We start from the raw sequence: 15,786 nt of genomic DNA, 5'->3' as shown, positions 1-15,786 counted from the left end.
GATACGATTCGAGACGAAGAGAACGAGGAAGGAGCGAATCGCTAATCGGCGGTGAGCGGCTTGCGCTTTCCAACGAAGGAGAGCTGTTGCGCCAGCACGTCCATTCCCGCGTCGACGGTGATGATCTGCCCCGTCACGGCGGCGAACGAAGGATCGGCCACCGAAGCGATCACCTGGGCGACGTCGTTCGGCACCATCTGCCGGCCAAACACCGAGCGCTCGGCCAAATAGGCGATGATCTCGGCGGAGTTGACGGTGGCGCTGGCGTCGGTCTCCACCGAGCCCGGGGCCACCGTGTTGACCGAAATACCGAATTGTCCGGCGAACGCCGCGACATGCCGGCTGAATCGATTGAGCGACGATTTGGCCGTCGCGTGGGCCACCAGGCCCGCGCTGGAGTCGCCGCTGATGCTGGACACATAGACGATCCGCCCGCGGTGCTGCGGGTGCGCACGCATGACGGAGAGCACCCGCTGGGTGAGATGAAACACCCCCGCGAGCTCGTTATCGAGCTTGGCGAGAAATGCGCCCCAGGTCACGTCCTCGAAGGGCTCGAACGTGGGGCGCGCCGTGTTGGCGTTGCAGACGAGCACATCGATCCGGCGATGCTCGCCGGCGATTTGGTCCACGAGCCGCCCGACGTGCTCCTCGTCTCGAACGTCGGCCTGGATCGCCTGCGCGGAGCCGCCGGCCGACGTGATGCTCGAGACCACCTCGAGGGCGGCAGCTTCGTTTTGGAGATAATTGACGATGACGTGGTAGCCACGTTCACCGAACGCCCGGGCCGTGGCCGCACCAATTCCACGGCTGGAGCCACTGACCAGCGCGACGGGCCGCACGTCGGGTATCATTCGAGCGTATCGCCAGGGTGAATGTCGAGCGCCACGGTGTACACCACGGGGCGGGCCTTGAGGTGGAGCTTCTCGTCGGCCAACATGCGCTGCACCGACGCGCGCCACTCGGGGTTCGTTCGCGCTTTGTCCAGCGCGGTGCCGCTCTCCCAGGCGGTGAGCTGGATGAAGCGCAGCTCCGCCTGGTCGTCCAGCGATTGGTACATCACGGCGCGGATGAACCCCGGCTGGGCGGCCATGATGCGCGCATTGTCCTTCCAACGAAAGAGGAACTGCTCCGACTCCTCCACCGGAACGGTAAACGCATTAATCAAGGTCACCGCGTCGGGCACATTGGCGGGTACCAATCGAACATTCTCGAAGCTGATGGTGTCGCTCATGGGTCTCTCCTCGTTCAATGGGGTCTCAACGAAAGCGGCCGGCGTTGTCGGCCGCCCATTCCTGATACGTGCGCGGCGGTCGGCCGAGGACCTCCAAGGCCGTGGGGAGCACACCGGGGCTGGCCATGAAGCAGACGCCAAAGCCCTCGGAGACCTGGTCGGGGGTCCGCCGGATTTGTTCCAGCTTCTCCGCGTCGCCGTTCTCCTCGAAGCGGAGCTCTCGGCCGAGAACGGCGCTCAGCGCGCGGATTTTATCCTGCGGGACGAGCTCCGCCGGCCCGGTCAACGCGTACGTCCGGCCGATGTGCCCGTCCTCCAGCAGCGCCTTGGCCGCGATGGCGGCGACATCGGCAGGATCGATGGCCGGTGAAGGCAGGCCGGCGCTGGGCTTGCGCACGACACCGCCGGCTCGGATTTCATCGGCCCAGGCCAGGGTGTTGGTGGTGAACTCCCACGGCCGCAAGACGGTGCCGGCCAAGCCGCGATCGCGCATCACCTTCTCACACCCGAGCGAGAGCTGGCCGACGAACCCCTCGGGCAATGTCTGAGCGAGGAGCGACGTGACCAAGACGACCCGCGCGACACCGGCCCGGCCCGCGGCCTCGAGCACCGCCGTCGCGTCGCCCACCTCGAGCAGGGTGAAGAGCGATCGAACGCCGATGAAGGCGCGCTCCAAGAACTCCGGATCGGTGAGATCGCCGGCCGCGATCTCCACCCGCTCCGACGCCATCCCCTCGGCCTTGCGCGCGTCCCTCGTCACGGCCCGCACGGCCGCGCCGGCCTCGCGAAGGTGCCGCACGAGGTGCCGGCCCATATTTCCGGTTGCCCCGGTTACGAGAATCATAGCTGGACTCCTTTTATCTGCGCAAAAGACTCACCGGGCACGAACGCGAAGATGAGCTCCCAGGAGACGTTCAAGGCGAGCACCGGCGAGGGCATCCCGCAGGTTTCGTCGGCGAAGCCGCGTTTTGCGAGCGCGACGTAAACGACCATCCAGCAAATGCCGGAGATGAGGGCCAAGGCAGGCAATACGATCGTCATGGTCGATGATCCCTCGTTCGCTCGAGCCCCGCGGGCGACGGTTTGCCCGCACGCGATGCGGCCTCCGGCGCGCCGAACCAGCGGCGCAAGGCGGCGATGAGATCGATGGGGTCGGAGGCCTCGGAGCGCGCCCAAAGGACATATCCATCCGGGCGAACGAGGACCGCGTCGGTCCCGAGCGGAGGATGTTCCGTCTCGATCCGTGCCCGGACCACGTCGATCCTGGCGGCCCAGGGAGCAGCCGCCGCCTCGAGCTCGCGGGCGCTCGAATCGTCGGTGAAGACGAGCAACGCGCCTCGGCCCGCGCGCAGCAACGCGGTGCTGGTGGTCGTCCCCGCGGCGGTGCGGAGCAACCGATGCGGCATGCGCGCGCCGCGCAGCGGGTACGGGCCGGGGCCCACCTCGTAGCGGATGTCCAAGCCGCTGATCCGCGAGGCCAGCTCGGTACGCACCGGCTCGTGCTCCATGAGCTTGGCGAGGATGCTCCGGAGCGGCTCGACCTCGGGGCCGCCCAGGAGAAGCATGGCCTGCGCGCGAATATTGGATAGAACGCTGTCGCCCACCGCATATCGCTCGCGATGGTACGTATCGAGCAGCTCGGGCGAGGCACGGCCGCGCGCCGCGAGGGCCAGCTTCCAGCCGAGGTTGACGGCGTCGTGCAGACCCAAATTGAGCGCCTGACCGCCGATGGGCATTTGCTGGTGCGCGGCGTCGCCGGCAAAGAAGACGCGGCCCTCGCGGTAGCGCGCCACTTGGCGAGAGGCGTCGCTGAACGCGTTCACCCAAAGCGGGGTTCCGCTGCGAAGGTCCTCGCCGGTGACCCGCATCCAGGCGCCGGCGACGTCCGCGAACCCCGCGTGGCCATCGACGGGCTCGGTCGTTCGGCCGAACTCGTGCACCATCACGCGGGTGATCCCGTCGCCCCTTCGCGCGGCGATGGCGAGCCCATTCTCCAAGCGTTGAAAGCGCCGATTGGGAATGTCGATGCCCGCGACGTCGGCGCGCAAGAGCAGGCGCGGGCTCTCGGGGCCGCGCGAGCCCGCCTTACTGGGAAAATCGGCCCCGACGAGGCTTCGCACGCGGCTGCTCTCGCCGTCGCAGCCCACCACGTACGGCGCCGTACCGCGCACGGGGCCATGGGGCCCGACGGCCTCCCACGTCACGTTCTCCAAGCCGGCGACGAGCCCCGTCAGCTCATGACCGCGGCGAAGGTCGGCGCCCAAGCCGAGCGCCCAACCTTGGAGGATCGACTCCAAACGCGTTTGGGCGACCTTCCATTGGCCCGGATACGGGCTCGGGAGGGTCAAGTCCAGCGGAATGCCGCCAAAGTGACCCATGATCTCGTTGGGCGGCGCGCCGACCTCCTCCAAGAGCCCTCGGCTATCCAGGAGCTCCATCGTCCGCGCGTGAAGGGTGGAGGCCCGGGACTCCGTCATCGGCGCGCGGAGCTTCTCCAGCACGATCACCTCCGCGCCCCCGAGGCGAAGCTCGCCCGCGAGCATCAGCCCGACCGGCCCCGCGCCGACGACCACCACCGGCTCCCCCGCCATCAGCGCCTCGCCTCCGCATGGTGCTTCGCGTAGCCGAGGGTCGCGCAGCTGTTCGTGCTCAAGGCCGTCCGAACGTAGTCCCGCGCCCCTGCGACCGTGGCGTCCGGACCCAGGACGTTTGCGATGTTCGCGCGCTTGATCACCACGGTGTGCTGCGAAGTCGCGGTGACGACGCCATCGTGCTCCCGGAAGGTCCAATAGCCGGTGTGCAAATCCATCAAGGCGGGCAATGTGATTTGCTTGTAAGCAATTTTGAAATGAGGAAAGCAGACGCGAATCGATTTGGTGGTGTGCGTGGAGCCATCCTTGGCGCGGGTGTCCATCTGCAGGGTCTGCACACCTTCGCCGTCTTGCTCCAGGCCGACCTTGGCCACGTGGGGCAGCCGCGCCGGCCATGAATTGGCCTCGTAGATGAAGTCGTAGACGTCCCTGGCCGAGCCTCGAATGGGGATGGCGTCTTCGAACGACATCGTCAGCTCACCCTCGGCCGTCGCCCGCTCGACATTGGCCTTGAGCGCGGCGAGCTCGGAGCGGGAATTTTTGTCGACCGCCTCGTCGATCCATTTCAGGCTCGCCGGATCGTCGTCGACGGCGCGGTAGTCGTGCAAAAGCCGAATGCGGCACGCTGCGCTCGAAGTGGGCTCGATGATCCAAGCGCCGCCCATCTGCGCGACGGGGTGGGCGGAGATCTCCTGGCGGAAGTCGATCCGCAGGTTCGCTCGGTCGAGGATGCGGCGCGAGGTCCAGCTCTTGGTCACGCCATTGGCGAGCGCCCAGATGCGGATGCGCTCCACGCGATCGTCGTGCTCGATTCGGTCGACATAGACGGTGGGCGGGAAAATGCGCGGCCAGCTCTGCACGTCGGCGATCAGCGCATAGACCGCCGCCGCGGGGGCGAGCACGTCGATCGCGTGCTCCACCTCGTGGATACCCTTCTTCGACATCGCGTAATCCTCCTTAGAAGTTGCCAAGGCCGCCGCACACGTTGAGCGCCTGAGAGGTGATCGAGGCCGCCAGATCGGACGCGAGGTAGCCCACCAGCCCGGCCACTTCCTCCGGGGTCGCATAACGGCCGAGCGGGATCTTCGCCTGGAACTTGGCCAGGATGGCGTCCTCGGACGTCTCGTAGGCGGCGGCGTAGCCCGCGCGGACCCGCTGGGCCATGGGGGTCTCGACATAGCCCGGGCAGACGGCGTTGACGGTGATGCCCGTGGGGGCGAGCTCGTTGCCCAGCGCCTTGGTGAAGCCGACCACACCGTGTTTGGAGGCCGAGTACGGTGCTCCGAGGACGACCCCCTGTTTGCCGGCCGTGGAGGCAATGTTGATGATGCGGCCGCGGCTCTTTTGCCGCATTCCGCCGGTGGTGAGCACCTCCCGCGTCATTCGAAAAACGCTATGGAGGTTGGTGTCGATGACATCGAACCAAAGCTCGTCGGTGATATCGGCCGTCACCCCGCCGCCGCTGCGCCCGGCGTTGTTAACCAAGACGTCAATCGCCCCATAGCGCGCGAGCGCGGCGTGAACGAACGCGCGAACGGACTCGTTGGATCGAACGTCGAGGGCGATGCCGTCGACCTCGAGCCCTTCCTCGCGCAGCCGCGCGACGGTGGCCGTGACGTTTTCGGCGGTGCGCGCGCCGATGAACACGGCGTGCCCCTGGGCGGCGAGCGAGCGAGCGACCGCCAAGCCGATCCCGCTGGTCGCCCCCGATACGAGCGCGACCCGTCGATCGTGCGCGGTCATGACGTCGCCCCCGCGATCGTCGAGCCCGCCCCGCGGCTCGCGCTGCCCTCGACGGTGGGGAGGTGGGCATTGACGATAGCGAGCAGCGCGCGCGGGGTCCGCGCGCCGGCGGCCGTCGAATCATCGATGGCGATGCGGCGCTCGAGCTCGATGCGCCTCCAGGTCTCGAGCAGCGCCACCGAGTCGTAGCCCAGCTCCGCGAAGTCGGCGTCGAGCATGCTGCCGTCGAGGGGAATGCTGTCGTCGAAACCCGCGCTGACCAGCAAAATCCGTTTGAGATCGTCGAAGGTAAAATCCTCGTTCGTCACCGCTCCTCCTTTGGATGCATCTCTCTCGACAGGATCAATTCGGGGCCCGTACGACCAAGGCGGAGTTGAATCCGCCGTAGCCGCGGGCCAAAATCATCGCCGCGCGCACAGGGGCTCTTCGCGGCTGCGCCGTGACCAAATCCAGGCCATAGTCGGCGAGCGCCACCACGTTCGCGGTGGGCGGGATGACGCCGTCGCGCATGGAGAGCAGCGCGGCCGCCACGTCCAGCGGGGCCGCCCCGGAGTACAGCCGGCCCGTCATGGTCTTGGGCGCGGTGACCGGAACGCCGCGCGGGCCGAAGACCTGGCCGATGGCCTCCGCCTCGATGCGATCGAGCTCCGGAATGGCCGCCGCATCGGCGAACACCACGTCGATGGCGCCCGGATCGAGGCGGGCGTCGGCCAGCGAAAGCTCCATGGCTTTGCGCAAACCGGGGGCGCGCGCCCGGCCCGGCTTGGGATCGAACGTGGCGCCATATCCTGCGATGGAGCCATAAACGGTGGCGTTGCGACGGCGCGCGGCCGCCTCGTCCTCCACGACGAGAATGGCGCCGCCCTCGCCCGGAACGTGTCCGGCGGCGCCTCGGTCGAAGGGAAGATACGCGCGCGCAGGATCGAGGTGCGTGCTCAATCGGCCGCTCGTGATCTGCGCCACCCAGCCCCAGGTGCAAATGGACGCGTCGATGCTCCCGGATACGATGAGCGGGGTGCCTTTACGGATTTGCCGGCGCGCCTGCGCCAGCGCATCCAAGCCGCCGGCTTGATCGCTGACGAGGACGCTGCTCGGTCCTTTCATACCGTTTCGAATGGATATTTGCCCGCTGTTCACCGCATAAAACCAGGCAAAGGACTGATACGCGCTGACGTGCTGGCCCCCCTGGCTCCAAAGCTTCTGGAGCTCGCGCTGGCCAAACTCGAAGCCGCCGGAGGAGCTCGCGGTGATCACCCCCATATCGAACTCGGGGAGCGATCCGGGCGTGATCCCCGCGTCCTCCAATGCCCAATCCGTGGCGACCAGCGCGAGGCGGGTCATGCGATCGGTCTGAGGCAAAAGCCGCGGCGGCAAGTGCTCCTCGGCCTGGAAATCGTCGATTTCGCCGGCCAAGCGCGCGGGGTAGCGCGCCGGATCGAAGCGGGTGATGCGGCCGATGCCGCTTTGGCAGCCGAGGGTCGCGGCCCAATAGGCGCCTTTGCCGAGGCCGTTCGGGGAGGCGACACCGAGTCCCGTGATGACGGCCGGCGCGGTCACGTCGGGCTCCGATCGGGGCGGGCCAGCACCATGGCGCTTTGAAAACCACCGAATCCGCTGCCGACCGTCAAGACCACGTCCGTGCGGTGGTCGCGCGCGGCGAGCGGGACGTAATCCAAATCGCACTCCGGATCGGGGTAATGCAAATTGGCGGTGGGCGGGACGACGTTGTATTTCATGGCCAGCACCGAGGCGGCGATCTCGATCGAGCCAATGGCGCCCAAGGAGTGGCCGACCATCGATTTGATGGAGCTCACGGGCGTGCGGTACGCGTGCTCGCCCAGGCTCCGTTTGAAGGCGGACGTCTCGTGGCGATCGTTTTGCTTCGTACCCGAGCCGTGCGCATTGATGTAGTCGACGCGCTCCACACCCGTCCGCGACTCGCCGAGGGCGGCCCGAATGGCCTCGGCCATCTCGAGCCCGTCCGGGCGCAGGCCGGTCATGTGGAAGGCGTTGCAACGGGAGGCGTAACCGGTGATCTCCGCGTGGATCGTCGCCCCGCGCCGCTTGGCGCTCTCCAGCTCCTCCAGCACGAAGATGGCCGAGCCCTCGCCCAAGACGAACCCGTTTCGGGTCTCGTCGAACGGCCGCGAGGCGTGCTCGGGATCGTCGTTGCGCGGGGTGGTCGCCTTGATGGCGTCGAAGCAGGCCAGGGTGATGGGCGATATCGGCGCGTCGGTGGCGCCGGCGATCATCACGTCGGCGGAGCCCTCTCGAATCAGCTCGACGGCGTGCCCGACCGAGTCGATGCCGGAGGTGCAGCCGGTGGACACCACCGTGCACGGGCCCTCGGCGAAGGTCGCCCATGCGATCTCGGCCGCGAAGGAGCTGGGCACCATATAGTCATAAAGGTGGGGAATCGCGTAAGCGGGGTCGACCAAATCGAGCCGTCCGCCATTGCTCACCACCCGATATTCGAGGTCGAGCCCCATGGTCGCGCCGACGGCGCTGCCGATGCACACGCCCGTGCGGTGGGCGTCCCGCTCGCGAAGCTCGATACCGCTGTCGGCGACCGCCTCGCGGGCGGCCACCAGGGCCAGCTGGGCGGCGCGGTCCATGCGCCGGCTCTCTTGCGGCTCGAGGCCGTGCGCTTCGGGGTCGAAATCAATCTCCGCCGCCACCCGAGAGCGGAACGGCGAGGCGTCGAACAGCGTAATCCTCCGAGTGGAGGTTCGGCCCTCGCGGAGCAGCGCCCAAAAGCGATTCACGCCGATACCGCCCGGGGCCATCACCCCCATGCCGGTGATGACGACGCGACGCCGCATCACGTCGAGGCGTCCCAATGATAAAAGCGCGTAGCCATGGCGTCCGCCGGCGAGCGCCAGGTGGCCGGATCGTAAGGCTGAATGAAGGGCTTCAAATCCTCGCTGATCCGAACGAAGCGAGGATCCGATTTGGCTCTTTCGATGCGCTCGGGGCCGTCGTCTACATCGAAATCCTGAAGGTGAAAATACAAGTCTCGATACGAGAATAGCTGCCGCCGTCGCGTTCCCATGCGATGAGGAAGGTCGGTTTCGTCGAAATTGCGAAAAAGTTGGACGACATTGTTGCTCGAACGTGGCTCCATACGGGCCACAATCAAAATACTGGGCATGGATTCTCCTTGCGCGACCCGAAGGTCGCGCGGGCAACCGGCTCCTCGCTGCTGGTCTCTCGATCGAAAATGGGCGGCTCGATGGATCCGTCGAGCGCTTCGTCGAGGCGATATCGTTCACGATACATAGCCCATCCATTTAATGGAGACAAGCGTTCCACTTCCAAGCACGCGACTTTAAAGCAAAATGGATCAAAGGCGATTTTTCTCGTGGCAATTTATTTGGCCGTCTCGATTTCGTTGCGAATCGACATATCTCCCGGCCAACGCAAACGAATCAAATGTCTACTTGGGCGCATCAATCTTATTAATTTACTAAATAGGTGGACTGAATTCGAACCATGGATTCGTCGCGCCGGCTCTTGTCGCGATTAGTCCATTGCGCAATGGATACACGTGTCGACCTGGGTCGGAGCGAGCGTCGTCCCCCGCACAACGCTCGCTATTCATTCATGAAGTCGGAGCGAGACGGCTAGACGATTCCAAATTTTTATTTTATACGAAACCCATAAATAGCTATGAGACGACTCGTCGCGCGCGAGGAGCACGGGAGCTTCGCGCGCACCCACCCTCCCCGCCACGGCCGCGCCCGTAATCACGAGTCCCCCTCGAATCCCGCCTCCCTTGTTACTCCACCGTTTCAATATCCTGCCGCTAGTACACGGAGGGGCGACGCGAGAGCGTCCGCAACGGATCGAGGATCCGCGAACGGAGGAAAGAACGATGACGACGCACACGATCGGAACTCGGGAACAGTGGCTGGCGGCTCGGTTGGAGCTGCTCGAAGCCGAAAAGGAGGCAACACGGCGCAGCGACGAGCTGGCGCGCCAGCGCAGGCAATTGCCATGGGTGCGCGTCGACGAGGCGTATCGGTTCGAGACCGACGATGGGACCGCTTCGCTGGGGGATCTCTTCCGAGGGCGCTCGCAGCTCCTCGTCTATCATTTCATGTTCGGCCCCGACTGGGAGGCGGGCTGCCCGTCCTGCTCGATGATCGCGGACGGATTCAACGGGTTCGCCGTTCACCTGGCCAACCATGACGTGATGCTCTGGGCGGTCTCGCTGGCGCCGCTCCCGAAGTTGCAGGCGTACAAGCGACGAATGGGTTGGACATTTCCCTGGGCGTCCTCGCTGGCCAGCAACTTCAACCCCGACTTCAACGTCTGGTTCACCGAAGAGCAACTGCGCAATCAGGGTATGGAATACAACTACCGGCGCGAGCCCGTCTTCGATTGGCGCCCGGGTCAGGAGGGCGGCCGCTGGGGCGCGGAGGCCCAACTCGCGGCGACATGCGGGACCGACGTGCCCTCGTACCATCGCGATCGGCCGGGCATGAGCGCGTTCGTGCTCGAGGACGGCGCCATCTACCACACCTATTCGACCTATGCGCGCGGCGTGGATAGCATCTGGAGCATGTACCCTTGGCTCGACCGCGCGCCCAAAGGGCGCAACGAGACGGGCATTTGGTGGCGCCGCCACGACGAGTACGACGCGCGCTGATGTCACCTCGGCGTGAAGGCGTCCTGCGCGGAGCGTTCTGCGCGGAGCGTCCCGCGTCGACGCGCCGAGTGCACATCGAACCGGGTGAATCGAGTTCACGGTCTTGACACACATACACCTCCGCTCGGGCGCATAGAATTGCCCACCCTGTCGTCGCGTTGCACCGAAAACTGCGGTACGTTCTCGGCCACCGAAACAGACAGCAAGGAGGTTCCGTGATGAAGAAGACCGTTTTCGTGCTCGGTGCGCTCGGTTTGTTCGTCGTTGCATGCGGTAACCAGGAGCCGCCGAAGGATCCGTCGGCCACCAGCACCAGCGGCGCGGCGTCGGAAGGCGCCAAGGCGCCGGAAGGTGCGAAGTCGGACGCGGCGAAGACGCCGTCGCCCGCCGGTGCGGCGTCGGCGCCCGCTCCGACTGCGCCCGCAGCCGCGCCGCGCAGCGGGGGCTGGTGATGCGCGAGCGAGGCAAGGGACGCAACCGCGAGCACGCGATGCGCTCCTTCCTCGTTGCGCTCGGCGCGTCGCTCGGGTTGGTCGTGCTTCTCACGGGATGCCCGGAGAAAGACGACAAGGCCGAGGCGGCGAAGGCGGCGCCCCAGGCATCGCAAGCTGCGCCGGCGGCTGCCCCCGCGCCCCACGAGAAAGAGAAGGCCGAGAAGGAAAAGGAGAAGGGCGGCTGGTAGGCAAGGTGTGGCTCGCCGCCGCGGGGATCGCCGCGGCGGCCTTCGGCCTCGTCGTGGGATGCAGCCGCGCGGTGGAGGATCGCACCGCGCGGAACGCCCCCAGCGCCCGAACGCCCGACGACGAGCGAACGGACGCGGTCCGCGCCTTCGAGCAGAGCACGCGGCGCGCGCTCGATTTCGAGCACATGCCGAGCTCGGAGACCACCTTGGGGCCCGACCCTTGGGCGCTCGCGCCGCTGCCCGCGACCTCCGCGATCGCGCCGCTGCCTGCGACCTCCGCGCTCGCGCCGCTGCCCGCGACCTCCGCGCTCGCACCGCTGCCTGCGACCTCCGCGGGCGTTCGGCTCGAGCCATCGCGGTTCGTCGGTGTGCTTCGCGGTCGCTCGCAGCTCGTGCTCCTCGACGCGGCGCTCTCGGAGCTCGCGCGCGTGCCGGCGCCGCGCGCGCCGACGTCGCTCGCCGTGAGCGCCGACGGCCATGTGTTCGTCGCGGCGGGCCTCGGACATACCGTCGCGCGCTACACCGTCCGTGGCGACCAGCTGATCGCGAGCGGCGTGTTCGATCTCGGCACCGAGGTGCTCGGCGTTCGCGAGCTCTCGTTCGCCGCCGGAAAGCTCTATGCGCTGGACGACATGGGCGGGCGCATCGTGGTGCTGGACGCGGCCACCGGTCGCCGGCTCGAGACCCTGCCCGCGTGCGCCGGCGCCACGCAGATGAAGGTCGCCGGCAGCCACGTCGCGGTCGTGTGCGGGTTCGAGCACACCCTCGTCGTCGACGGGCACGTCGTGTTCGCGAACAACGGTCCCATTTGGGGGTTCGACGCGCAGGAGACACCGGCGGGGCTGCTCATCGCGGCGGGGGGCATCGAAGATCACCCGCTGGACCGCACCGAAGGGTCCTTTGGGTTCATCGATTCATTTCTGTTCGTGCTCGAGGCCGGGCGCCGCATCGCGGAGATCAACCTCTCGAGCCACGGCGTGGTCACCCCGAAGGCGGTGGTCATCGAGGGCCCCGGCTCCTTCGTCGTGGCCGGCTACGGCGCACCGACCATAGCCCGCGTCGAGCTCGCGCCCGGCGGCGCGCCGCACGTCGAGGTGACCGCATCACTCCCGGGGGTGCGCGCCATCGCCAAGGCGCGAGGTGGATGGGCCGGCGCCGATCCGCTGCTCGATGCATGGGTCGCGGACGGAAAGGCGGTCCCCGTCGCCGATCCCGCCGAGGCGCCACGAAGCACCGCGTCGCGCGTCGGCGAGGCGCTGGTGTTCACGACCTTGATGGCGCCATGGAACAAATCCGAGGGGCGCCTCTCGCGCTTTACGTGCGAAACGTGTCACTTCGAAGGCTACGGCGACGGGCGCGTGCATTGGACCGGGCGCACCGACGCGCACGGCGCCAAGGTGGTGGCGTCGACGAAGCCGCTCTACGGGCTCGCCGCCAACAAACCGCACTTCTCGCGCGCGCTCGATCCCGATCTCGCGGCCGTGGCCATGAACGAGTTCCGCGTGGCCAACGCCAAGAGCGATCACGACCCTTGGTTCTCGATCGAGCGGCGTGAGTTCCCTTGGATCGCGGCGCTCGGCCCGAGCGCCGATCCGCTCTCGCCCGAGGAGCTGCGCCGCGCGCTCGTCACCTTTCTCGTCGACTTCACGCACCGCCCCAACCCGCGCACGGTGGGCCGCCGCACCTTCACCGACGACGAGCGCCGCGGCGCCTCCGTGTTTCGCGAAGGGTGCGCCGGCTGCCACGCGCCGCGCCTCGCGGCCGACGATCCTGCGAGCGAGGTCCCCTTCCCGCGCTGGGAGTCGCTCGTCTTTTCGGACAGCGGGCCGCTGGTGTGGGGCAAGGCCGAGTACGCGAAGACGGGGATCGTCCCCTATGTGAACGAGCGCGGCGCGCGCGTGCCCTCGCTGCGCCGGCTCTACACCAAGCGCCCGTACTTCACCAACGGCAGCGCAGCGGATCTCGATTCGGTCATCGCGCGCGCGCGCTGGACGGACAAAGGGGCCTTCACGCACGCCGGCAGCGAAGGTCGCGGGCTCGACGAACGATCGCTCCGCGCGCTGCGGGCGTTCCTCGATCTTCTGTGACGGGCGCCTACGAGCCCGGCGCGCCGGCTCCACCACGCCGGCCCGCCGCCACCAACGGCGGCATCGCGGCGGCGGGCTCGGGCTCGGAGGCATGGGCTTGCTCCACGAGATCGTCGAGCGCGGCGAGGAGCACGTCCGGCGTCTCCATCTGCTGGAGCAGCGCCTCTTCCAGCTCGGCCAGCTTGGCCCCCACGCGCCGGTGGGTCGCGTGCCCGCGCGGACCGAGGTAGACGCGAACGCGGCGCCGATCGGTGGCGTCCACCTCGCGGTACGCCACGGCGGTGAGGATCAGCCGATCCACCACGCGGGTCAGGGTCGGGCCCGTAACGAGGGTGGCCGCGCCCAGATCGGTCATGGCCAAACCTCGGGCGCTGGCCAGTGCATCGATGACCAGCCACTGGTCGAGGGTCAGCCCCTCCGTTCGAAGCACCGGCTCGACGTGGACGGCGATTGTGCGGGCGGCTCGCGTGAGCGCGCGAAGTAGGGCCACAGCGGTCCTCAGAGTGCGTCCATGTTCATTCGTACGGCGTGGAAAACCTGCTCGCTATCATGCTTTCACTTGGACGTAAGTCAATGACGCGTCGCACGCAGACCGCGTCGTACGCAGACCGCATCGCACGGAGAGCGCATCGCACGGAGCGACGCGCCGGACAGAGCGCGCGTCGCGCGGAGAGCCCTTTGCTGGGGTGAACAAGCTTGGCCGCGCTCCCTTGACGGGGTACTTCCAGCAGAGTACCTTTCATTTGAAACTATTACACTGCGCCACGGCGGTGCTCGTTCGCCGCTCCGCTGCTCGGGTGGGTAGGGTCGTGGTCTTGGCCTTGTTCCGGAGGTGGTGTCATGGGTCGCGTTCTGGCCGCGCGTGAGCGCACCGGCAGTTGGCGGGTCGCGATGGTCGTGCCGCTTCAGGGACCGGCCGGTCTCTTCGGCCCCTCCTGTGAGGCGATCAGCGAGTTGGCCGTGCACGAGGTGAACGCGGCCGGCGGCATCCTCGGCCGCGAGGTCCAGCTGGAAATCGTGGACGGCGGCGCTCCGCCCGGGAAGGTGGCCGACGAGCTGCGCCGGTTGCTCGACCTGGGCCGGGTGGATGCGGTGACCGGCTGGCATATCTCGTCGGTCCGCAACGCCTTGGCGCCGGTGCTCGCGGGGCGGGTGCCCTACGTGTACACCTCGCTCTACGAAGGAGGCGAGCGGCGCTCGGGCATCTACTGTTGCGGGGAGGTGCCCCGATTTCAGATCCGGCCCGCGCTGCGGTGGCTTCGCGACCAATTGGGCGTCCGCCGTTGGTTCATCGTGGGCAATGACTACGTGTGGCCGCGCGGGACCTCGGTCGCCGTGCACCGCTACGCCCACGAGCTGGGCTTGGACATCGTGGGCGAGACCTTCGTCCAACTTGGCTCACCGACCGCGAACCAGCTGGCCATGCACGCCGCCTTGAGCGGGTGCGATGGCGTGTTCATGCTCCTGGTCGGACAGGACGCGGTGTACTTCAATCAACGGTTCGCGGAGTACGGCCTGCACGAAGGGATCGTGCGATTCAGCCCGCTGATGGAAGAGAACATGCTGCTCGCCAGCGGCGACTCGGCCACGCGCAACCTCTTCGCCTCGGCCGCCTACTTCCGCTCGCTGGTCACCGCCGACGCCGCGGATCTGCGCAGCCGGTACATGCAGCTCCATGGCCCGACCGCGCCCCCGCTGAGCAACATGGCGGAGTCTTGCTACGAGGGCATGCACACGTTGGCCACCTTGGTGAGCCGCGCGGGCACGACCGAGCTCGCGGGCCTCAACGCGGCCATCGATGGCGTGGCCTACCACGGTCCCCGCGGCACCATCGAGTTTCAGGGCCAGCAGGCGGCTCAACACGTGTATCTGGCCGCGGCCAATGGCTACGACTTCGACGTGATCACCCGGCTTTGAGCTCGGACGCCTCCGGCGCGCTCCTTTCATTCGAATAAATTCAGGGCGGACCGTCGCTGATTTTCCAGCCGATCCATCTCTCGACGCAGCGCGTTTCCAATATTTTCATTTGAAATCATTTCAGATGGAAGTAACAGATACGATGCTGGAACCGTCGCCGCGCGCTGCGCGACAGGAGGATTGGCGATGAACAACGTCGGCCTGCTCTACGTGGGCGCCGTGCTGATGATCAACGGCCTGATGCTGCTCGGGCGGATCCCTTCCCGCTCGGCGGCGGTCTTGAATCTCTTCGTCGGGGCATTGCAATGCATAACGCCGACGGTGCTGATCATTCAGGCGCACGGCGAGCCCCAGGCGATCCTCGGTGCGTCCGGCCTTTACCTGTTCGGCTTTACCTACCTGTACGTAGGGATCGTGAACCTCGCAGGTTTCGAGGCGGAGGGCATCGGCTGGTTCTCGCTGTTCGTAGCCTTCGCCGCGCTCGTATACAGCGGACTGAGTTTTTTCGGCCCCGGAAATGATCCGGTGTTCGGCGTGATCTGGCTCGCCTGGGCCCTGCTTTGGACATTGTTCTTCCTGGTGCTCGCGCTCGGGAAAACGCGCCTCACCCGATTCACCGGCTGGACCACGCTGCTCTTGAGCCAGCCGACCTGCACCATCCCGGCCTTTCTTTTGATGACCGGCTCCTACCAAACCAGCGGCACCCTCGCGGCCATCGCGGCGGGCGTCTTCGTGGTGCTGATTGCCCTCGCCGGCGTGCTCGCCTCGCGCAGCGAGGGCTGGGTGGGAAGCAACGCCGCGGCCCCTGCCTGATTTTCATTCGTCGTATCCACGCATCCATGCATTCACGCATCCATGCATCGGCGCCATCGGCGTATCGACGC

General features: G+C 67.0%; 18 protein-coding genes. 6 read left to right on the top strand and 12 right to left on the bottom strand.

What is annotated here, in order from left to right; all coding sequences use genetic code 11:
* Positions 1 to 41: 41 nt before the first annotated feature.
* The 11 genes from LZC94_46860 to LZC94_46810 are packed head-to-tail and all read right to left on the bottom strand — an operon-like array spanning position 42 to position 8,689.
* Positions 42 to 839, bottom strand: coding sequence for an SDR family oxidoreductase (locus tag LZC94_46860; GenBank protein WXB15330.1), 798 nt, complete (start codon positions 837 to 839; stop codon positions 42 to 44).
* An 8-nt stretch (positions 840 to 847) separates the two neighbouring features.
* Entirely contained in the window at positions 848 to 1,231 is a 384-nt protein-coding gene (locus LZC94_46855) for an antibiotic biosynthesis monooxygenase (GenBank protein WXB15329.1), read from the bottom strand.
* A gap of 25 nt (positions 1,232 to 1,256) precedes the next feature.
* Positions 1,257 to 2,075, bottom strand: a complete 819-nt coding sequence (locus tag LZC94_46850; GenBank protein WXB15328.1) for an NAD(P)H-binding protein — start codon at positions 2,073 to 2,075, stop codon at positions 1,257 to 1,259.
* Positions 2,072 to 2,272 carry a hypothetical protein gene (locus LZC94_46845; GenBank protein WXB15327.1) on the bottom strand — a complete coding sequence of 67 codons (201 nt, stop codon included), beginning with the start codon at positions 2,270 to 2,272 and terminating at the stop codon, positions 2,072 to 2,074. The genes LZC94_46850 and LZC94_46845 overlap by 4 nt, the downstream gene beginning before the upstream one ends.
* Complete coding sequence (locus LZC94_46840) at positions 2,269 to 3,822, bottom strand: FAD-dependent monooxygenase (protein ID WXB15326.1); 1,554 nt, start codon at positions 3,820 to 3,822, stop codon at positions 2,269 to 2,271. The genes LZC94_46845 and LZC94_46840 overlap by 4 nt, the downstream gene beginning before the upstream one ends.
* Positions 3,822 to 4,766 carry an aromatase/cyclase gene (locus tag LZC94_46835; GenBank protein ID WXB15325.1) on the bottom strand — a complete coding sequence of 315 codons (945 nt, stop codon included), beginning with the start codon at positions 4,764 to 4,766 and terminating at the stop codon, positions 3,822 to 3,824. The genes LZC94_46840 and LZC94_46835 overlap by 1 nt, the downstream gene beginning before the upstream one ends.
* A 13-nt stretch (positions 4,767 to 4,779) precedes the next feature.
* Complete coding sequence (fabG, locus tag LZC94_46830) at positions 4,780 to 5,565, bottom strand: 3-oxoacyl-ACP reductase FabG (protein WXB15324.1); 786 nt, start codon at positions 5,563 to 5,565, stop codon at positions 4,780 to 4,782.
* Complete coding sequence (locus LZC94_46825; protein ID WXB15323.1) at positions 5,562 to 5,873, bottom strand: phosphopantetheine-binding protein; 312 nt, start codon at positions 5,871 to 5,873, stop codon at positions 5,562 to 5,564. The genes fabG and LZC94_46825 overlap by 4 nt, the downstream gene beginning before the upstream one ends.
* 34 nt (positions 5,874 to 5,907) lie before the next feature.
* Positions 5,908 to 7,122, bottom strand: a complete 1,215-nt coding sequence (locus LZC94_46820; GenBank protein WXB15322.1) for a ketosynthase chain-length factor — start codon at positions 7,120 to 7,122, stop codon at positions 5,908 to 5,910.
* Positions 7,119 to 8,387, bottom strand: coding sequence for a beta-ketoacyl-[acyl-carrier-protein] synthase family protein (locus LZC94_46815; GenBank protein WXB15321.1), 1,269 nt, complete (start codon positions 8,385 to 8,387; stop codon positions 7,119 to 7,121). Before LZC94_46815 ends, LZC94_46820 begins: the two co-directional genes overlap by 4 nt.
* Positions 8,387 to 8,689, bottom strand: a complete 303-nt coding sequence (locus LZC94_46810) for a TcmI family type II polyketide cyclase (GenBank protein ID WXB20329.1) — start codon at positions 8,687 to 8,689, stop codon at positions 8,387 to 8,389. The genes LZC94_46815 and LZC94_46810 overlap by 1 nt, the downstream gene beginning before the upstream one ends.
* A gap of 750 nt (positions 8,690 to 9,439) precedes the next feature.
* On the opposite strand from LZC94_46810, the gene LZC94_46805 reads away from it, so the two are divergent.
* From LZC94_46805 to LZC94_46790, 4 genes are all read left to right on the top strand, one after another.
* On the top strand, positions 9,440 to 10,216 hold the full coding sequence (locus LZC94_46805; protein ID WXB15320.1) for a DUF899 domain-containing protein: 777 nt from the start codon (positions 9,440 to 9,442) through the stop codon (positions 10,214 to 10,216).
* 218 nt (positions 10,217 to 10,434) lie between these two features.
* Complete coding sequence (locus LZC94_46800; protein ID WXB15319.1) at positions 10,435 to 10,668, top strand: hypothetical protein; 234 nt, start codon at positions 10,435 to 10,437, stop codon at positions 10,666 to 10,668.
* On the top strand, positions 10,665 to 10,898 hold the full coding sequence (locus LZC94_46795) for a hypothetical protein (protein WXB15318.1): 234 nt from the start codon (positions 10,665 to 10,667) through the stop codon (positions 10,896 to 10,898). The genes LZC94_46800 and LZC94_46795 overlap by 4 nt, the downstream gene beginning before the upstream one ends.
* Before the next feature lie 5 nt (positions 10,899 to 10,903).
* Positions 10,904 to 12,985: a c-type cytochrome gene (locus LZC94_46790; protein ID WXB15317.1), complete on the top strand. Its 2,082-nt coding sequence runs from the start codon at positions 10,904 to 10,906 to the stop codon at positions 12,983 to 12,985.
* 7 nt (positions 12,986 to 12,992) lie between these two features.
* Here LZC94_46790 and LZC94_46785 read toward each other — a convergent pair whose 3' ends face one another.
* Entirely contained in the window at positions 12,993 to 13,475 is a 483-nt protein-coding gene (locus tag LZC94_46785; protein WXB15316.1) for a MarR family transcriptional regulator, read from the bottom strand.
* A gap of 350 nt (positions 13,476 to 13,825) precedes the next feature.
* On the opposite strand from LZC94_46785, the gene LZC94_46780 reads away from it, so the two are divergent.
* Complete coding sequence (locus tag LZC94_46780; GenBank protein ID WXB15315.1) at positions 13,826 to 14,902, top strand: substrate-binding domain-containing protein; 1,077 nt, start codon at positions 13,826 to 13,828, stop codon at positions 14,900 to 14,902.
* Positions 14,903 to 15,088: 186 nt separating this feature from the next.
* Positions 15,089 to 15,715, top strand: coding sequence for an AmiS/UreI family transporter (locus LZC94_46775; protein WXB15314.1), 627 nt, complete (start codon positions 15,089 to 15,091; stop codon positions 15,713 to 15,715).
* Positions 15,716 to 15,786 lie beyond the last annotated feature (71 nt).

The sequence above is a fragment of the Sorangiineae bacterium MSr11954 genome, assembly GCA_037157815.1.
Lineage (GTDB): Bacteria > Myxococcota_A > Polyangia > Polyangiales > Polyangiaceae > Pendulispora > Pendulispora albinea.
The sequence above is the reverse complement of the archived record's forward strand: the minus strand, read 5'-3'. Positions and strand labels throughout refer to the sequence as shown.

Excerpts from the sequence above, each read along its gene's own strand:
- LZC94_46855 (WXB15329.1), bottom strand. The coding sequence starts at position 1,231 with ATGAGCGACACCATCAGCTTCGAGAATGTTCGATTGGTACCCGCCAAT.
- LZC94_46850 (WXB15328.1), bottom strand. The coding sequence starts at position 2,075 with ATGATTCTCGTAACCGGGGCAACCGGAAATATGGGCCGGCACCTCGTG.
- LZC94_46845 (WXB15327.1), bottom strand. The coding sequence starts at position 2,272 with ATGACGATCGTATTGCCTGCCTTGGCCCTCATCTCCGGCATTTGCTGG.
- LZC94_46840 (WXB15326.1), bottom strand. The coding sequence starts at position 3,822 with ATGGCGGGGGAGCCGGTGGTGGTCGTCGGCGCGGGGCCGGTCGGGCTG.
- LZC94_46835 (WXB15325.1), bottom strand. The coding sequence starts at position 4,766 with ATGTCGAAGAAGGGTATCCACGAGGTGGAGCACGCGATCGACGTGCTC.
- fabG (WXB15324.1), bottom strand. The coding sequence starts at position 5,565 with ATGACCGCGCACGATCGACGGGTCGCGCTCGTATCGGGGGCGACCAGC.
- LZC94_46815 (WXB15321.1), bottom strand. The coding sequence starts at position 8,387 with ATGCGGCGTCGCGTCGTCATCACCGGCATGGGGGTGATGGCCCCGGGC.
- LZC94_46810 (WXB20329.1), bottom strand. The coding sequence starts at position 8,689 with ATGGAGCCACGTTCGAGCAACAATGTCGTCCAACTTTTTCGCAATTTC.
- LZC94_46805 (WXB15320.1), top strand. The coding sequence starts at position 9,440 with ATGACGACGCACACGATCGGAACTCGGGAACAGTGGCTGGCGGCTCGG.
- LZC94_46800 (WXB15319.1), top strand. The coding sequence starts at position 10,435 with ATGAAGAAGACCGTTTTCGTGCTCGGTGCGCTCGGTTTGTTCGTCGTT.
- LZC94_46780 (WXB15315.1), top strand. The coding sequence starts at position 13,826 with ATGGGTCGCGTTCTGGCCGCGCGTGAGCGCACCGGCAGTTGGCGGGTC.
- LZC94_46775 (WXB15314.1), top strand. The coding sequence starts at position 15,089 with ATGAACAACGTCGGCCTGCTCTACGTGGGCGCCGTGCTGATGATCAAC.